Source organism: Streptomyces sp. NPDC031365 (assembly GCF_055569765.1).
This window is the reverse complement of the sequence record NZ_JBVIIM010000010.1, coordinates 1-17973: the sequence shown is the minus strand read 5'-3', so window position 1 is coordinate 17973 and position 17973 is coordinate 1. Positions and strand designations below refer to the sequence as shown.

Sequence of the window (17973 nt, the reverse complement as noted above, 5' to 3'; positions counted from 1 at the left end):
GGGCTACGGAAGAGGCCGCCCCGGGCCGCCTACGGTCGCCGAATGACGAGCAGTGGCCCGGAGACCTCGACCCGCACGACCGGAGCACGCCGGGCGCACCGGGAAGTGCGCGACCGCGGGGCCGCGCGCACCTTGGCGCAGCGGCCGGCCACCCGCTACGAACCCCATCTGGACGGCCTGTTCACCTACTGCCTGTCCGTGCTGTGCGACCACGACGCGGCGACCGCCGCCCTGGCCGACGTCCTCGCGCTCGCCGAGCGCCGCGGCCGGCACGTCCCGGACGAGCTCGGAAGCCGAAGGGCCTGGCTGTACGCGCTGGCCCGCTGGGCGTGTCTGCGCAAGCTGGCCGAGGCCAGGCAGAAGCGCGGGGCCGGCCACGCCGTGGGCCGCGCCGGCCGGAAGCGATCGGCCAGGACCGCCGCCGCCCCGGCCGTCTCCGAGGAGGTCCAGGAACACCGCCGGCGCGAACTGGCCGAACTGGCCTGGCCGGAGGCCGCCGGCACCACCCCGGAACAGCGCGAGGTGCTCGAACTCGCGGTGCGTCACCGTCTCGCCCCCCACGAGGTCGCGTCCGTGCTCGGCATGGAACCGGCCGCCGCGCGGGCCTTGCTCGCCACCGCGGCCTGCGAGGTGGAACGCACCCGCGCGGCGCTCGCCGTCGTGGAGACCGGTGCCTGCCCCGGCGTGGCACACCTCACCGGCGACCGGAGGCTCGTGCTCAGCACCACCCTGCGCCGCGAGCTCGTCCGGCACGTCGACGACTGCCCGCGCTGCCGCCGGAGTGCCGAACGGGCCGTGCCGGGCCGCTGGCCCGGCACCAGCGTCACCCCGGACGCGCTGCCCGTCCTGCCGGCGCCCGGCGCGGCCCTGCACGCCGCCATGGCGCACCACCCACGCGCACGCGGTGCCGCACCCCGCTTCGACCGGCGCGGTTTCCCCGTGGACCCCAAGGACCGTGTCGCACGCCGGGACCGGCTGCGCGCGCGTGCCCTCACGACGACCGTGGTGGCCACCGTCGTCGCCGCGCCCGTGTTCGCGCTGTGGGCCGCCTACCGCGGCACCACCGTCGGCGAGGCCCACGACGGCCGTTCCGCGTCCGCGCGGGAGGACGGCCGCACCGTAGAGCTCGACGGCGAGGAGGCAGGCGCCGGCTACGAGAACACCGGCAACACCACCACACGCCCCGGCCCCCGCTTCGGTGAGGACGGCGAGGCGGATGTGTCCGTCGAGGTCGTCGGTGTCGCCGGTGCGGGGAGCGAGGGCGCCGCCACGATGGGTGTCACGGCGGGCCACAGCGGTGACACCACGCTGATCACTCTCACGGCGACGGGCTCCGGGCCGGTCCACTGGTCGGCCTCGACGGGAGCGTCCTGGCTGTACCCGAGCCGGTCGTCGGGAGCGCTCGCCCCCGGTGAGTCGGTGACGATCAAGGTGTACGTCGACCAGCTGCGCGAGCCGTCCGGCCACTGGAGCGCGACCGTGGCGATCTCCCCGGCCGGTTCCGTCGTGACCATCGAGGGCTATGGCACCGCCCCCTCCGCCCCGGGCAGCGGCTCGCCCTCCGGCCACCCCGGCGGTCCGGGCACTCCGCACCCCGGAACCCCGAGCGACCCTCCCGCGTCGTCGCCCGACCCGGAGCCGACACCGACGGCACCGGAGCCCTCGGAGCCCACCCCGAGCGACCCGCCGTCCTCACCCGGCCCGGAGCCCACGACCGGCGGCCCCACCCCCACGGGTCCGACGCCCGGTGAGCCGGTGGCGACCGACTCGGTGGCGGCCGGCCCGGGAGACGCGTCGCCGCCCGCCGACAGCGGCGCCCCGAGCCCGGTCACCTCGTAACCGCGGCGGGTGTCAGGCGGGGTCCGCCGGGTGTGCCGCCAGCAGTGGCAACTGTGAGGCCAGCCGCTCCTCGCACAGCTCGACCAGACGGTCGTAGCCCGCCTTGCCCATCAGCTCGGTCAACTCCGCGCGGTAGGAGACGTACACCGGGTCCCCGGCGCCGTGCGCCGAGGTGGCCGAGGTGCACCACCAGTGCAGGTCGTGGCCGCCCGGTCCCCAGCCGCGACGGTCGTACTCACCGATCGACACCTGCAGCACGCGTGTGTCGTCGGGCCGGTCGATCCAGTCGTAGGTCCTCCGGACCGGCAGCTGCCAGCACACGTCCGGCTTGGTCTCCAGCGGCTCGCGGCCCTCCCTGAGGGCGAGGATGTGCAGGGAGCAGCCCATGCCGCCCTCGAACCCCGGACGGTTCTGGAAGATGCAGGAGCCCTGGAACGGGCGGGTCTGACGGTCGCCGTCCTCGTCCTCGGAGACCCAGCCGTCCCGCGTGCCCTCGGCGTGGTGCTGCCAGATGTCCGGCGTGAGCCTCGCCACGTGCTCCGCGACCCGCTTCTCGTCGTCCTCGTCCGAGAAATGGGCACCCAGCGTGCAGCACCCGTCCTCCGCGCGGCCCGCCTGGATGCCCTGGCAGCCGCTGCCGAAAATGCAGTTCCAGCGAGAGGTCAGCCATGTCAGATCGCAGCGGAAGACTTGCTCGTCGTCCGCCGGATCAGGAAACTCCACCCACGCGCGGGCGAAGTCGAGGCCCTTCTCGTCGCCCACCGGCGCCTTCCCCGGGATCTCTGGTGCTGTCACCCGCGAAGGACCCCCGGCCAGTCCGGCCTTCTTGGCCTTCTTGGCCTTCTTGTCCGTCTTTTCGTCCTTCGCCTTTTTCGTCTTTGGCACCCGTCCAGGGTAAATCGCCCGCACCCGGGTCCGGGACCGGCTCGACCACCGCAGACGGGGCAACACAGCGCGCTGCGGGCAGTAGCGTTCCGTACATGAGACTCGGAGTCCTCGATGTGGGTTCGAACACGGTGCACTTGCTCGTGGTGGACGCGCACCCCGGCGCCCGCCCGTTGCCCGCGCACTCGCACAAGGCCGAACTGCGCCTCGCCCAGCTCCTCGACGACAGCGGAGCCATCGGCCCCGACGGGGTCGACAGACTGATCGCGGTCGTCCACGAGGCCCTCCAGGCGGCCGAGGACAAAGGTGTCGAGGAACTGCTGCCGTTCGCCACCTCCGCGGTGCGCGAGGCGGTGAACGCGGACGAGGTGCTCGCGCGCGTCCGTGACGAGACCGGCACCGAGCTCCAGGTGCTCAGCGGCGAGGAGGAGGCCCGGCTGACCTTCCTCGCCGCCCGCCGCTGGTACGGCTGGTCGGCCGGGAAGCTGCTCGTCATCGACATCGGCGGCGGCTCTCTGGAGATCGCCTACGGCCTGGACGAGGAGCCCGACACCGCGGTGTCGCTGCCGCTCGGTGCCGGCCGCCTCACCGCCGGCTGGCTGCCCGCCGACCCGCCCGAGCCGGACGACGTCCGCGCGCTGCGCCGCCATGTGCGCACCGAGATAGCGCGCACGGTCGGCGACTTCAGCCGTCTCGGCGCTCCCGACCACGTGGTGGCCACCTCCAAGACCTTCAAACAGCTGGCCCGGCTGGCGGGTGCCGCCCGCTCCGCCGAGGGCCCGTATGTGCAGCGCGAGCTGAAGCGGGAGTCCCTGGAGGCCTGGGTGCCGAGGCTCGCCGCCATGACCGCCGCCGAGCGTGCCGAACTCCCCGGTGTCTCGGAGGCCCGCGCGGGCCAGCTGCTGGCCGGGGCGCTGGTCGCGGAGGGCGCGATGGACCTGTTCGGCGTCGAGCGCCTGGAGATCTGCCCCTGGGCGCTGAGAGAGGGCGTCATACTCCGCCGCCTGGACCACATGGGCCAGGAATAGCGCCCGAGCGGGAGCGCGGTGCCGTGCCGGCCCGTAGCCCCACCGCGTGGGGCGCTGTTCCACCGCGGGGCGCTGCCCCACCGCGGGGCGCTGTTCCACCGCGGGGCGCTGTTCCACCGCGGGGCGCTGTTCCACCGCGGGGCGCTGTTCCACCGCGGGGCGCTGTTCCACCGCGGGGCGCTGCCCCACCGCGTGGGGCGCTGTTCCACCGCGGGCGCTGCCCCACCGCGCGCGGCGCGACAGACCGCGCCGAGGCCCGTACCGCCTATGGCACTCACCACAACGGCGAACGGGCACCCCGCATCCACCCGACACCACCCCGTAACCTGAGGCTCGTGTCAGAAGCAAGGGACGTAGTCCGCATCCCGGAAGCGAAGGTCGCCCTGTCGACGGCCTCCGTCTACCCGGAGTCGACGGCGACGGCCTTCGAGATCGCCGCGCGCCTCGGGTACGACGGCGTGGAGGTCATGGTGTGGACCGATCCGGTCAGCCAGGACATCGAGGCGCTGCGCAGACTCAGCGACTACCACCGCATCCCCATCCTGGCCGTCCACGCGCCCTGCCTGCTCATCACGCAGCGCGTGTGGTCCACCGACCCCTGGACCAAGCTCCAGCGGGCCCGGGCCGCCGCCGAGAAGCTCGGTGCCGGCACGGTCGTCGTCCATCCCCCCTTCCGCTGGCAGCGGCAGTACGCCCGTGACTTCGTGGACGGCATCTGGCGGATGGCGAACGAGACGGATGTGCGGTTCGCGGTGGAGAACATGTACCCCTGGCGCTATCGCGACCGCGAGATGCTCGCGTACGCCCCCGACTGGGACGTCACCAAAGAGGACTACCGCCACTTCACGATCGACCTCAGCCACGCCTCGACCGCCCGCACCGACACCCTGCGGATGATCGACCGCATGGGTGACCGCCTCGGCCACGTCCACCTCGCCGACGGCCGGGGCTCGGCCAAGGACGAACACCTGGTGCCCGGCCGCGGCGACCAGCCCTGCGCCGAGGTGCTGGAGGGCCTCGCGAAGGGCGGCTTCGACGGGCATGTCGTCATCGAGGTCAACACCCGCCGCGCCATGTCCGGCGCGGAGCGCGAGGCCGATCTGGCCGAGGCCCTGGCGTTCACCCGCCTGCACCTGGCCTCGTCCTCCCCTTCCGCGATCCGGGTGCCGCGCCGATGACCGGCATCGCCGCCGACGGCGGCCCGGGCGCCTCCGCCCGGGGCAACGACACCCCCCGGCGCCGCGGCCGTCCGCCGCGTACGGAATCGGCCGGGACCCGGGACCGCATCCTCGAGGCGGCCCGTGAGGAGTTCTCCGCGCGGGGGTACGACAAGACGTCCGTCCGGGGGATCGCCAAGTCGGCCGGGGTCGACTCCGCTCTGGTGCATCACTACTTCGGCACCAAGGAGCAGGTCTTCGAGGCCGCGGTGGAGGTCGCCTTCGCGCCGGCGTTCGCCGTGCGGGACACGATTTTCGACGGCCCGGTCGAGGAGGCCGGCGAGCGGATGACCCGCATGATCATCGGGCTCTGGGAGAACCCGGTCACACGGGCCCCGCTGCTCGCGATCGTCCGTTCCGCCGTGAACAACGAGTCGGCGGCCGGAGTCTTCCGCCGGCTGATCGGCGGCCAGCTGCTGCGCCGGATCGCCGGACAGCTCGACCTGCCGGACGCGGAGCTGCGTGCCGAGCTCGCCGCCGCCCAGCTGGTCGGGATCGCGATGATCCGGTATGTGATCAAGGTGGAGCCGCTGGCCTCGGCCGACCCCGAGCAGATCATCAGACGGGTGGCGCCGGTCGTGCAGGGACATCTCACCGGCCGTTGACGCCCTCCCGACTGAGACATTCGTCCCGTATTCCGGACACCTCGTCCCGCCCTCTGGATGACCGGCGTACGCTCGGAGGCAGTCAGAACCCTCTGGCCGACCACTCCCCGAAGGTCTGAAGGAGCGAGCGACGATGCCCGAGCTGAGGTCCCGCACAGTCACCCACGGCCGCAACATGGCGGGCGCCCGCGCCCTTATGCGCGCCTCCGGTGTACCCGGTGCGGACATCGGGCGGAAGCCGATCATCGCGGTCGCCAACAGCTTCACGGAATTCGTCCCCGGCCACACCCACCTCGCACCGGTCGGCCGGATCGTCAGCGAGGCGGTCGTCGCGGCCGGCGGCATCCCGCGCGAGTTCAACACGATCGCCGTCGACGACGGCATCGCGATGGGCCACGGCGGCATGCTCTACTCGCTGCCCTCCCGCGACCTGATCGCGGACAGCGTGGAGTACATGGTCGAGGCGCACTGCGCGGATGCCCTGATCTGCATCTCGAACTGCGACAAGATCACCCCGGGCATGCTCAACGCCGCCCTGCGCCTGAACATCCCCACGGTCTTCGTCTCGGGCGGACCCATGGAGGCGGGCCGCGCCACCCTGGTCGACGGCACGGTCCGCACGCTGGACCTGATCGACGCGATGGTGGACGCGGCCAACGACAAGATCTCCGACGCGGACGTCCTCCGTATCGAGGAGAACGCCTGTCCGACCTGCGGCTCCTGTTCCGGCATGTTCACCGCCAACTCGATGAACTGCCTCACCGAGGCGATCGGCCTGTCCCTCCCCGGCAACGGCTCGGTCCTGGCCACCCACACGGCCCGCAAGGCGCTGTACGAGAACGCCGCGCACACGGTCATGGACATCACCCGCCGCTACTACGAGCAGGACGACGACACGGTCCTGCCCCGCAGCATCGCCACCGTCGCCGCGTTCGAGAACGCGATGGCCCTGGACATCGCCATGGGCGGCTCCACCAACACGATCCTGCACCTGCTGGCCGCCGCCCAGGAGGCCGAGGTCCCCTTCGGTCTCACCGAGATCGACGCCCTCTCGCGGCGCGTGCCTTGCCTGGCCAAGGTCGCCCCCAACGTCGCCAAGACCCGTACGTACTACATGGAGGACGTGCACCGCGCGGGCGGCATCCCCGCCCTGCTCGGCGAGCTGCACCGCGCGGGGCTGCTCAACGAGGACGTCCACTCCGTCCACAGCCCCTCCCTGGCCGACTGGCTGAAGACCTGGGACATCCGCGCCGGTTCTCCCTCCCCCGAGGCGGTGGAACTCTGGCACGCGGCCCCGGGCTGCAAGCGCTCCGCCGAGGCGTTCTCCCAGTCCGAGCGCTGGGACACCCTCGACGAGGACGCCGAGGGCGGCTGCATCCGCTCCGCCGAGCACGCCTACTCCAAGGACGGCGGCCTGGCGGTCCTGCGCGGCAACCTCGCCGTGGACGGCTGTGTGGTCAAGACGGCCGGCGTCGACGAGTCCATCTGGACCTTCGAGGGCCCGGCGGTCGTCTGCGAATCGCAGGAGGAGGCGGTCGAGAAGATCCTCACCAAGCGGGTCAAGGAGGGCGACGTCGTCGTCATCCGCTACGAGGGCCCCAAGGGCGGCCCCGGCATGCAGGAGATGCTCTACCCGACGTCGTACCTGAAGAGCCGCGGCCTCGGGAAGGACTGCGCCCTGATCACCGACGGGCGCTTCTCCGGCGGCACGTCCGGCCTGTCCATCGGCCACGCCTCCCCGGAGGCCGCCTCGGGCGGCACCATCGCCCTGGTCGAGGACGGCGACCGCATCCGCATCGACATCCCGAACCGCTCGGTCGAACTGCTCGTGGACGACGCCGAGCTCTCCCGTCGCGAGCAGGCCCTCGGGGGCCGGTACGCCCCGGAGAACCGCGACCGCAAGGTGTCGGCGGCCCTCAAGGCGTACGCGGCGATGGCGACCAGTGCCGACAAGGGCGCCGTGCGGGACGTGAGCAAGCTGGGCTGAGGCCCACCGGATCGTCGCGGGGCCACTTCCGCAGGGCGGGGGCGGCCCGCGCCGTCACCGGGCGGCGGGGTCCCGCGCTCGCCCGCGGGCGGCGATCACGGTGCCGCCTGTCCCCGGCGGACACGGTCCCGCCCGGCCCGCCACCCGTCGCAGGTCACCAGCCGGCCGGGTCGCGTCCCGTCACGCCGAACACGCTCCCGTCGGGCGCACCGGCATAGACGTGGCCGCCCGCGAGCACGGGCGCGGGCAGCGAGGCGGGGACGCGGTCGGAGTCGGCGCCGAGCCGCGGCCGGGTCTGCCCGAGGAGCTTCCCCCTGCGGGCGTCGACGCCAAGGAGCCGCCCGTCGGGCGCGGTGACGTACACGTGCCGTCCGTCGGAGACGGGAACCGAGCCCCGGCTCACGCCCGTCTCCAGCCGCCACCGCTGTTTGCCCGCCGCCATGTCGACGGCCACCAGCGAACCGCCCGCACCCATGAGGAGAACGGTGTCCCCGTGCACACCGGCCGCCGCCTGCGCGACCGGCACGGGCAGCGCCACCCGGCGGGTGGCCCCGGTGCCGGGCGTGAAGCGGACCACGGCCCTCGCGTCCCCGTACACATCGCCCCCGGCGACGAGGTACACGGCCCCGTCCGACGCCCCCACGGGCGTCAGCGCCCCCTCCAGCTCCGCGTCCCACCGCACGTCACCCGTCGCCGGATCCACCGCGGTGACCCGGGTCCTGTTCCCGTCCCCGGACGGACTCGCCGCGTACGCCGACGGCTTCCCGGGCTCCCCGGCGAACGAGGAGAAGTACGGCACGTCCTGCCCCGGAATCCGGTGGGACCACCTGACCCCGCCGGAAGCGCTGTCCACGCCCGTGACCGTCCCGTCGGCGCGGGTCAGCAGGAGCATGTCGCCGACCGCCCGCACCGAGTCGTACTCGGGCATGTCCTCCTGCCACACCGGCCGGCCCGTGCCCGGGTCGAGCGCCTCCAGATCACCGATCAGGTCGAGGGAGGGCTGGACGAGGCCTCCCGACATGACCGGGGGTTCGCTCCGGGTCGTCCCCGCGACGTCGTGCCGCCACAGGGTGCGGCCGTCAGCCGGATCGAGGGCGAAGACCAGGCCGGGCACCGCACACAGCAGACCTCGCGTTCCGTACGTGCACTGGGGCATACCGCCTCCGTCCGAAGCGGGCCCCGCCTCCCACACCCCGAAGCCGGCCGGCGCGCTCCGTGCGGCGGCGGTCGTCCTCCGCTCCGCTTCCGTGCCGCCGAACACCTGAACCGCCGTGAGCCCGCCGAGCACGGCGAGGCAGAGCGCCCCGGCCACCAGAACCGCCCGCCTGCCGAGACGCCGCGCCGGCGGCTGCCCGGGTGCGTCCGTCAAGGGCTCCGGTGCGGCAGCCTCCGGGGCCAGGGGCGCCCGCGGCGCCGGTACGAACACCTGCGTGTCGTACGCCGCCGCCACCGACCGCAGCTCCCGCATCAGCTGGTCCGGCGTCGGCCGGTCGTCGGGCTCCTTGGCGAGGCACCGCAGCACCAGCGGCACGAGCGACTCCGGTACGCCGGTCAGGTCGGGCTCGTCGTGCACGACCTGGTAGGCGACGACGTACGGGCTGTCGGAATCGAACGGGCCGCGCCCCGTCGTCGCGTGCACCATGAGCGAGCCCAGGGCGAACACGTCGGCCGCGGGGCCCACCTCCCGGGGCCGCCGGAACTGCTCGGGCGCCATGAACGGTGGCGTACCGATCAACTTCCCGGTCTCGGTGCGCAGTTCACTGTCCCTTGGCCGGGAAATGCCGAAGTCGATGACCTTCGGCCCGTCCTCGGCGAGCAGCACGTTGCTCGGCTTCAGGTCCCGGTGCACCACCCCGACCCGGTGGATGTCGCGCAGCGCCTCCGCGAGCCCGGCCATCAGCCGGCGCGACTGGTCCGGGTCCATCGGCCCGTTCCGCTTCACCTGCTCGGAGAGCGTCGGACCGGGGATGTACAGGGTGGCCATCCAGGGCCGCCCGCCCTCCGGGTCGGCGTCGACGACCGGCGCCGTGAAAGCCCCGCTGACCCGCCGCGCCGCGGCCACCTCCTGCCGGAACCGCCCCCTGAACTCGGGGTCCATGGCATACCGGGCGTGCACGACCTTCACCGCGACCCGCATCCCGGAGGTGCTCCGGGCCAGATGCACGACGCCCATGCCACCCGATCCGAGACAGGACTCCAGACGGTAGTGGCCGGCGTACTCCGGAAGTTCCGCTTCCGCGCCCGCTCCGGCATTCCGCTGCGGCGCCATGGAACCACCCCCGTGCTGTTCGTTCGCGCGCGCGACGACTGGGAGCCTAGTCGATGGCGTGTACCGGACCGAGGCGACGTGCCCGCCTCCGTGAGCGAGTTGCGAACTGGTGTTTCATGGCTTGTTCCAGGGGAATCAACGTGACCCCACGGCAGTCGTGGGGTGCAACGGGGGAGGTTTTTTCATGTCTGTCGACCAGACCCAGGGGACCGCGGGCGGGGACGAGAAGGCGACCACGGCGGCCGCTGCCGCGGCTTCCTACCCGGTCGCGCCGGGCTACCGGCTGAACGTCCGCAGCGGTCCCGGCACCGGATACGCGATCGTGCGGGTGCTGTCCGAGGGTGCGAGGGTCCCGATCAACTGCCAGACGCCGGGCACCTGGGTGTCGGGCCCGTACGGCACCTCGAACATCTGGGACAACATCGGCAGCGGCCAGTACGTCTCCGACGCCTACATCCGCACCGGCAGCGACGGGTACGTCGCCCCCCGCTGCTAGGGGGTGTCCGACACCCCCTGGTGACACCCCGTCTCCCGGGAGGCGCCGGCCGAGGGGGCCGAGCACGGGTTCACCGGTCGGCGTCCCCGGCCGCGGTCCGGGGGACGTTCGTCGGGTGGGCCGTCGAAGGGACCCGCTGAGCTGTCGCCGTACGACCGTGCGCCGGGGCTTCGTCCGGAGCCGCGGGGCACGGTCACGCGCGACCGACCCGCTGCGGGGCCCGGCGGGGAGGGGGGACCCGCGTCCACGCGGGGAGGAGTCACAATCAACGGGTGAGCGCAGCAGAGAACGGCACGAACAGCCCCCCGGACGGCCCCGCGGGCTCCCCGGGCACCCCCGCCGGCCCCCAGCCCGAACCCATCCGCTTCTTCGGCACGACCTGGGTCGACCACTCGGGCGGATACATCGCCCGTCGTATCGGCGTCGCCGTCGGGTCCCTCGCCGCCGCGGCAGCCGCATGCTTCGTGCTGCGCATCGCCTACGACGGGCTCCAGATCGCCGACATCGGCAGCTTCGTCTCGCTCCTCATGGTCGTGATGTTCGCGATCTGCAGCTCGCTCGCCTTCCGCCACACCTGGTCGGGCTTCACCACCCGCCCCGACCCCGGCCGCCAGGCGTCCCTCCGCGGCCTGCTGTCCATCGGCTTCATCGGCTCCCTCCTCGCCTACTTCTTCCGTTCCCTCACCGAGGCCCCGGGCGAGAAGCTCCACCGCGCGGAGTACGAAAAGGCCCGCGAGGAGTACGACAAGCGCGTCACCCGCCGCTCAGGCAACCCGTCCAGGAAGCGCCGCCGCCGCTCCTGATTCCACCGGAAATCCCCCTGCGCCCTCCCGCCGCGCGGCCACCATGGCCGTATGACGACACCGAGGGCCGATCAGGTCACCCACACCGCCCGGGCCCACTCCTTCAACGCCGCGGCCGGCCAGTACGCCGCCAGTCGCCCCTCCTACCCGCCCGCCCTCTTCGACGGGATCGAGGAGCTGACCGGCCGCCCCCTCGCCGGCTCCCGGGTCGTGGACATCGGCGCGGGTACGGGCATAGCTACCGCCCGCCTGCACGCGCGCGGCGCCGACGTGGTCGCCGTCGAGCCCGGTGAGGGCATGGCGGCCGAGTTCCGCCGCACGCTTCCCGGCGTACCGGTCGTCCGGGGCAGCGGCAACGCCCTCCCCCTCGCCGATCACCGCGCCGACCTCCTCACCTACGCCCAGGCCTGGCACTGGACGGACCCCGCCCGCGCCGTCCCGGAAGCGGTGAGGGTCCTGCGCCCGGGCGGCGCACTCGCCCTGTGGTGGAACACCAGCGCGCTCGACGTGCCGTGGATCGCGGAGGCGGCCGAACGCGCCGGCCGCCACTTCGGCTTCGACGCCTCCGCCGAGAAGCGCACCCTCGACGCCCATACCGCCGACTTCGCGGGACATCTCGAGGTGATCCGCCGTGATGTCCGCTGGAGCCGTCGCGTCCCTCTCGACACCCACCTCGCCAACCTCGGCAGCCATTCGCTGTTCCTGCTACAGGGCGAGGAGCGCAGCGCGGCCTACCTCGCCGAGGAGCGACGGCACGTCCTGGAGGTCTTCCCGGACGGGATCGTCGAAGAGACGTACAACGTCCTGCTCCTCCTCGCGACCACACCCGCACCCGCACGCCGGACCTCGACGGCTTGACGGCACGCCGGGCCGGGAGCAGTATTCATCACATGATGAATTACTCCTCCCGGCCCACGGAGGAACCGGCCGTCCACGCCCGGGGCCTCACCGTCGTCCGAGGCCCCCGCACCGTCCTGCGCGGCCTCGACTTCACCGTCCCGCGCGGTCAGATCACCGGTCTCCTCGGTCCCTCCGGCTGCGGAAAATCGACCCTGATGCGGGCTGTCGTCGGCACCCAGGCCAAGGTCACCGGCACCCTCGACGTCCTCGGCAGCCCCGCCGGCCACCCCACCCTGCGCACCCGCGTCGGCTACGTCACGCAGGCGCCCTCCGTCTACGACGACCTGACCGTCCGCCAGAACCTGGACTACTTCGCCGCGATCCTCGACCCCGGCCGGGCCGCCGCCGACCGCCGCCACGAGAACGTCACCCGGGCCATCGCCGACGTCGACCTCACCACCCACGCCGACGCCCTGGCCGGCAACCTCTCCGGTGGCCAGCGCAGCCGCGTCTCCCTCGCGGTCGCCCTTCTCGGCACCCCCGAACTGCTCGTCCTCGACGAACCCACCGTCGGCCTCGACCCCGTCCTGCGCCGCGACCTGTGGCAGCTCTTCCACACCCTCGCCGCCGAACGCGGCGCGACCCTGCTGATCTCCTCCCACGTCATGGACGAGGCCGAGCGCTGCCACCGGCTCCTGCTCATGCGCGCGGGCGAGATCCTCGCCGACGACACCCCCGACGCCCTCCGCGGCCGCACCGGCTCCGCAACCGTCGAGGGAGCCTTCCTGCACCTGGTCGACGAGGCGATCGCGGCAGGCCGTACGAAGGAGACGACCCGATGAGCACAGCCACCCCCGCCCCGCGCGCCCTCAACATCTCCCGCACCACCGCCACCGCGGTCCGGGTCCTGCGCCAGCTCCGCCACGACCCGCGCACCGTCGCGCTGATGATCCTCATCCCCTGCGTGATGCTGTTCCTGCTCCGCTACGTCTTCGACGCCAGCGCACGCGTCTTCGACAACATCGGCGCGTCACTCCTCGGGATCTTCCCGCTCATCACGATGTTCCTGGTCACCTCGATCGCCACCCTGCGCGAACGCACCTCCGGCACCCTCGAACGCCTGCTCGCCATGCCCCTCGGCAAGGGCGACCTCATCGCCGGCTACGCCCTCGCCTTCGGCACCCTGGCGATCATCCAGTCCGCCCTCGCCACCGGCCTCGCCGTCTGGTTCCTGGGCCTCGACGTCACCGGCAGTCCCTGGCTGCTCCTCCTGGTGGCCCTCCTCGACGCACTCCTCGGTACGGCTCTCGGTCTCTTCGTCTCGGCCTTCGCGGCCTCGGAATTCCAGGCGGTCCAGTTCATGCCGGCGGTGATCTTCCCCCAACTCCTCCTCTGCGGCCTCTTCACCCCACGCGACGCCATGCACCCCGTCCTGGAAGCCGTCTCCGACGTCCTCCCCATGTCCTACGCCGTCGACGGCATGAACGAGGTCCTCAAACACACCGATATGACGGCAGCCTTCGTCCGCGACACAGCGATCGTCGCCGGCTGCGCCCTGCTGGTCCTGACCCTGGGTGCGGCGACGTTGAAACGCCGAACGGCGTAACACCTCCAGCCCGTCCGGCTGTGAGGACGAGGCCCACAGGGCCGCACGGGGTCGGGGAGCGGCCCCAGGGACGGGGAGGGGAAGGGAAGAAAAGGGAGGGGAAGGGAAGGGAGGGGAAGGGAAGGGAAGGGGCGGCGGGGGCGAAAACCCCGCGCGGGCACCCCACCACCGCCACCATCCCGCCCCTCGGACGCCCTCACCCCACCCCCGCCCGGGATGCGAGGATGACGAGGGACGACCCACCCCCGGAGGGGCACCAACAGCCATGACCCAGAACGTCGCAGTCCTCGGCACCGGCAAAATCGGCGAAGCCCTGCTCAGCGGAATGATCCGCGCGGGGTGGGCCCCCGCCGACCTCCTCGTCACCACCCGCCGCCAGGAACGAGCCGAAGAACTCCGCACCCGCTACGGAGTCACCCCGGTCTCCAACCAGGAAGCCGCCAAGACCGCCGACACCCTGATCCTCACGGTCAAGCCGCAGGACATGGGCACGCTCCTCGACGAACTCGCCCCCCACGTCCCCGCCGACCGCCTGGTCATCAGCGGCGCGGCAGGAATCCCGACGTCCTACTTCGAGGAACGCCTCGCCACCGGCACCCCGGTCGTCCGCGTCATGACCAACACCCCCGCCCTCGTCGACGAGGCCATGTCGGTCATCTCCGCCGGAAGCCACGCCACCGCCGACCATCTCACCCACGCCGAGGAGATCTTCGGCGCCGTCGGCAAGACGCTCCGCGTCCCCGAGTCCCAACAGGACGCCTGCACCGCCCTCTCCGGCTCCGGCCCGGCGTACTTCTTCTACCTGGTCGAAGCCATGACCGACGCCGGCATCCTGCTCGGCCTGCCCCGCGACAAGGCCCACGACCTGATCGTCCAGTCCGCGATCGGCGCCGCGACCATGCTCCGCGACAGCGGCGAACACCCCGTCAAACTGCGCGAGAACGTGACCTCCCCCGCCGGCACCACCATCAACGCCATCCGCGAACTCGAGAACCACGGCGTACGAGCAGCCCTGATCGCCGCCCTCGAAGCCGCCCGCGACCGCAGCCGCGAACTCGCGAGCGGCACCAAGGACTGACGGCCCGCACAGTCCCCGCGCGGGGACTCACTTCACGGCGGTCAGGACGTCCTGGGTCGTCACCACCGCCGCGAACCCGCCCCCGTGCAGTGACACGGCCGACGCACGCGCCAGCTCGTCCGCGCTCTGCCGCCAGCCGAAGGGCCCCTCCAGGCCGAAGGTGTACGTCGCGTCGAACGCGACCACGACCTCGTACCCGAGGTTCCCGCCCATCCGTGCCGTCGTCTCGACGCACATGTTCGTCTGGATCCCGGCCAGCACCACCTGCGAGATCCCCGCCTCCCGCAGCCAGGCGCCCAGGTCCGGCGTCCCGAGGAACGCCGAGTTCACCGTCTTGGTGACCAGGAGCTCGGCCCCGCCTCCCTTCCCGCGCCGCCGCTCCACGTAATCCTTGAACCCGTTGCCCGCGTACCCCGTCCGCAGCGGCGACCCGGGCTTGACCGAGTCGTGCCGCACGAAGACGACGGGCCGACCGGTCGACTGCCATACGTCGATGAGGCCGGCGATGTTGTCGTCCGCCGCCAGGTTGTTGCGCGTCCCCCAGAAGTCGACCTCCTCGAAACCCTTCTGCACGTCCACGACCACCAGTGCTGCGTTCTGCGCGATGTCCATGCACCCGATCGTGCCGCCCGGCAGCAACGGCTCCCAGAGCTCCGAAAGTCAGCGATCGATGGTTTACTGCCATCCATGGCAGCCCCGTATCGCGTGGCCCTCGTCGCCTTCCCCGGCATCCGCGCCTTCGACGTCTCCGTCATCACGGAAGTCTGGGGCCCTGACCGCACCGACCGCGGCGCCCCCGCCTTCGACCTGCACCGCGTCGCCGTCGACACCACCCCCGTCCTCATGCGCGGCGGACTCACCCTCCTCCCCGACCGCCCCCTCACGTGGCTGACCGACGCCGACCTGGTCGTCGTTCCCGGCCTCGACGACCACCTCACCCCCGCACCACCCACCGTCCTCGACGCCCTCCGCCACGCCCACGCCCGCGGCACCACCCTCGCCGCCCTCTGCGGCGGTGCCTTCACCCTCGCCCAGGCGGGCCTGCTCGACGGCCGCCGTGCCATCACCCACTGGAACCTGGTTGACCTCTTCCGGGCGCACCACCCCCACGTCACCCTTGTCCCCGACGCCCTGTTCATCGAGGACGACAACATCTGGACCGCGGCCGGCACCGCCGCCGGCATCGACCTCTGCCTCCACCTGATCCGCCTGGCCCACGGAGCCGAAGCCGCCGCCACGATCGCCCGCTCCATGGTCACAGCACCCTTCCGCACCGGAACCCAGGCACAGTTCGTCGAGCACCCGACCCCACGCACCGACCGGGACGCCGACGCGCTCGCCGCCGTACGCGAGCACGCCCTGCGTCACCTCCACGAGCCGCTCACGGTCGCCGATCTGGCCGCCCACGCCGGCATGTCCCCGCGCACCTTCGCCCGCCACTTCGCCGCGGCCACAGGCACCACTCCACTGCGCTGGCTCCTCGACCAGCGCATCGCCGGGGCCCAGCGTCTGCTCGAACGCACCGACCTCCCCATGCCCGAGGTGGCCCGCCGGGCAGGCTTCGGCAGCGAGGTCACCATGCGCCAGCACTTCGCATCGCGCCTCGCCACCAGCCCTCGTGCCTACCGGGCCGCGTTCAGCACGGGCGCCCCGGTATCCGACCCCGCGGGCAACAGCCCGATCGCCCGATAAGCGGCATCCACGGTCGGCCGAGCCATACCCCGCGCCCGCTCCGCACCATCCCGCAGCACCCCTTCCACATGGCCCGGATCCGCGCACAACTCCTTGTGCCTCTCCTGCACGGGCCTCAACACCTCGACCACGGCCTCCGCGGTGTCCCTCTTCAAAGCCCCGTACGACTCATATACACCGGCCAACGCCTCCGGGTTCCCACCCGTGCACGCAGCGAGAATCTCCAGCAGATTCGCCACCCCCGGTGAGGCATCCCTGTCGTACACGACCTCCCGCCCGCTGTCGGTCACCGCCCGCATGAGCTTCCTGCGCACCACGTCCGGCTCGTCCAGCAGGTAAACGATCCCCGGCCCGGTGTCGTCGCTCTTCCCCATCTTCGACGTCGGCTCCTGCAGGTTCATCACCCGCGCCGCCACCTTCGGATGCGTGGCCCGCGGTACCACGAAGGCATGCCCGTACCGCTGGTTGAAGCGCACCGCGAGATCCCGCGTCAGTTCCACGTGCTGCGCCTGGTCGTCCCCGACCGGCACCTCGTCGGCCCCGTACGCCAGGATGTCCGCCGCCATCAGCACCGGATACGTCAGCAGCGACAGCCGCACGCTCCCGCCCCGCCGCTGTTCCCGGGCCGCCTTCTCCTTGTACTGGATCATCCGGCGCATCTCACCGTCCGTGGCCACGCACTCCAGCAGGTACGACAGCCGCGCGTGCTCGTCCACATGGCTCTGCACGAACACCGTGCAGAGCTCCGGATCCAATCCGGACGCGAGCAGCAACGTCGCCGCCTGCCGGCTCAGCCTGCGCACCCGCCCGGGATCGTGGTCCACGGTCAGCGCGTGCAGATCGACCACACAGAACACCGCGTCCGAGTGGTGCTGGTCGACCGAGGCCCACTGCCGCATGGCGCCCAGGTAGTTCCCCAGCGTCAGATGTCCGGTCGGCTTGACCCCACTGAAGACCCGTGTCATCTCTTGTCCCTCTCCTGGCAGAGACCGCCGTCCCCGGCCGGCCGCCCCTCGGAGTCCTGGAGGGAGAAAACAAAACGGCCGCCGAGGCGGCGGCCGTTGGGTGCATACGTAGCAACGGCCGCCGTCAGGCGGCCCACCAGAACTGGCTGTACGTACGCGTGGTCATGGGAGCCACACTACGCCCCGGTGGTGCGGCCGGGCAGCGAGTTGACACACCCCGGTGGGATCCGTAGTGTTCTCCGAGTTGTCCGACGTGAGCGCCGACTCCGGTCGGTCCCCGGGCAGCCATTCCGCAAGTACCACTCCTGATCGACGGCGGTAGTCTGTCTGCCGACGCGTCAATGGCGTGCGTATTCGCGAAATGAGGAATCCGCGCCCGAAAGGGAGTAGGACCCCGATTAGGTCGGGAGCCGGGAATCCGCTAACGTCTCACTCGCCGGAACGGCCCAACGGCCGGGAAGGCAACCCGCTCTGACCGGGAATCAGGACCGAAAGGATCTGATAGAGTCGGATCCGCCGGAAAGGGAAGCGCGAAAGCGTTGACCTGGAAAGCGCCGAGGAAATCGGATCGGAAAGATCTGATAGAGTCGGAAACACCGAAGGGAAGCGCCCGGAGGAAAGCCCGAGAGGGTGAGTACGAAGGAAGCGTCCGTTCCTTGAGAA

16 protein-coding genes are annotated in these 17973 nt (G+C 72.1%); 12 read left to right on the top strand and 4 right to left on the bottom strand.

The genetic code is table 11. The features are described from left to right. The first annotated feature begins 42 nt into the window (after positions 1-42). Complete coding sequence (locus ACZ5C2_RS16835; RefSeq protein WP_468791075.1) at positions 43-1839, top strand: BACON domain-containing protein; 1797 nt, start codon at positions 43-45, stop codon at positions 1837-1839. A 12-nt stretch (positions 1840-1851) separates the two neighbouring features. On the opposite strand, the gene ACZ5C2_RS16830 is transcribed toward ACZ5C2_RS16835, so the two are convergent. Continuing rightward, entirely contained in the window at positions 1852-2724 is an 873-nt protein-coding gene (locus tag ACZ5C2_RS16830; protein ID WP_468791073.1) for a DUF3109 family protein, read from the bottom strand. Positions 2725-2819: 95 nt separating this feature from the next. Here ACZ5C2_RS16830 and ACZ5C2_RS16825 point away from each other — a divergent pair, with 95 nt between their 5' ends. The 4 genes from ACZ5C2_RS16825 to ilvD all read left to right on the top strand — a co-directional run bounded on the left by ACZ5C2_RS16825 (position 2820) and on the right by ilvD (position 7561). Continuing rightward, positions 2820-3752 carry a Ppx/GppA family phosphatase gene (locus ACZ5C2_RS16825; RefSeq protein WP_468791071.1) on the top strand — a complete coding sequence of 311 codons (933 nt, stop codon included), beginning with the start codon at positions 2820-2822 and terminating at the stop codon, positions 3750-3752. A gap of 335 nt (positions 3753-4087) precedes the next feature. Beyond that, positions 4088-4930 carry a sugar phosphate isomerase/epimerase family protein gene (locus ACZ5C2_RS16820; RefSeq protein ID WP_468791069.1) on the top strand — a complete coding sequence of 281 codons (843 nt, stop codon included), beginning with the start codon at positions 4088-4090 and terminating at the stop codon, positions 4928-4930. Then, a complete protein-coding gene (locus ACZ5C2_RS16815) occupies positions 4927-5574 on the top strand; it encodes a TetR/AcrR family transcriptional regulator (RefSeq protein WP_468791067.1) in 648 nt (215 codons plus the stop codon). Before ACZ5C2_RS16820 ends, ACZ5C2_RS16815 begins: the two co-directional genes overlap by 4 nt. Positions 5575-5707: 133 nt before the next feature. Continuing rightward, entirely contained in the window at positions 5708-7561 is a 1854-nt protein-coding gene (ilvD, locus tag ACZ5C2_RS16810) for a dihydroxy-acid dehydratase (protein ID WP_468791066.1), read from the top strand. A 154-nt stretch (positions 7562-7715) separates the two neighbouring features. Here ilvD and ACZ5C2_RS16805 read toward each other — a convergent pair whose 3' ends face one another. Next, entirely contained in the window at positions 7716-9830 is a 2115-nt protein-coding gene (locus ACZ5C2_RS16805) for a serine/threonine-protein kinase (RefSeq protein WP_468791064.1), read from the bottom strand. A 184-nt stretch (positions 9831-10014) separates the two neighbouring features. Between ACZ5C2_RS16805 and ACZ5C2_RS16800 the strand changes: the two genes are divergently transcribed. The 6 genes from ACZ5C2_RS16800 (at position 10015) to proC (ending at position 14653) form a co-directional block, all read left to right on the top strand. Then, positions 10015-10326, top strand: a complete 312-nt coding sequence (locus tag ACZ5C2_RS16800) for an SH3 domain-containing protein (protein WP_468791062.1) — start codon at positions 10015-10017, stop codon at positions 10324-10326. A gap of 272 nt (positions 10327-10598) precedes the next feature. Continuing rightward, entirely contained in the window at positions 10599-11129 is a 531-nt protein-coding gene (locus ACZ5C2_RS16795) for an EamA/RhaT family transporter (RefSeq protein ID WP_468791060.1), read from the top strand. Between the two features lie 51 nt (positions 11130-11180). Beyond that, complete coding sequence (locus tag ACZ5C2_RS16790; RefSeq protein WP_468791058.1) at positions 11181-11987, top strand: class I SAM-dependent methyltransferase; 807 nt, start codon at positions 11181-11183, stop codon at positions 11985-11987. A gap of 32 nt (positions 11988-12019) precedes the next feature. Next, positions 12020-12811 (top strand): ABC transporter ATP-binding protein, encoded by a 792-nt coding sequence (locus ACZ5C2_RS16785; RefSeq protein ID WP_468791056.1) that lies wholly within the window; start codon positions 12020-12022, stop codon positions 12809-12811. Beyond that, positions 12808-13575 carry an ABC transporter permease gene (locus tag ACZ5C2_RS16780; protein ID WP_468791054.1) on the top strand — a complete coding sequence of 256 codons (768 nt, stop codon included), beginning with the start codon at positions 12808-12810 and terminating at the stop codon, positions 13573-13575. Before ACZ5C2_RS16785 ends, ACZ5C2_RS16780 begins: the two co-directional genes overlap by 4 nt. Positions 13576-13840: 265 nt before the next feature. Further along, a complete protein-coding gene (proC, locus tag ACZ5C2_RS16775; RefSeq protein WP_468791052.1) occupies positions 13841-14653 on the top strand; it encodes a pyrroline-5-carboxylate reductase in 813 nt (270 codons plus the stop codon). Between the two features lie 27 nt (positions 14654-14680). Here proC and ACZ5C2_RS16770 read toward each other — a convergent pair whose 3' ends face one another. Beyond that, positions 14681-15265: a cysteine hydrolase family protein gene (locus ACZ5C2_RS16770; protein WP_468791050.1), complete on the bottom strand. Its 585-nt coding sequence runs from the start codon at positions 15263-15265 to the stop codon at positions 14681-14683. 75 nt (positions 15266-15340) lie between these two features. Between ACZ5C2_RS16770 and ACZ5C2_RS16765 the strand changes: the two genes are divergently transcribed. Beyond that, positions 15341-16345: a GlxA family transcriptional regulator gene (locus ACZ5C2_RS16765; RefSeq protein ID WP_468791048.1), complete on the top strand. Its 1005-nt coding sequence runs from the start codon at positions 15341-15343 to the stop codon at positions 16343-16345. On the opposite strand, the gene trpS is transcribed toward ACZ5C2_RS16765, so the two are convergent. After that, a complete protein-coding gene (trpS, locus tag ACZ5C2_RS16760; protein WP_468791046.1) occupies positions 16276-17310 on the bottom strand; it encodes a tryptophan--tRNA ligase in 1035 nt (344 codons plus the stop codon). The genes ACZ5C2_RS16765 and trpS overlap by 70 nt on opposite strands. Between the last annotated feature and the right edge of the window lie 663 nt (positions 17311-17973).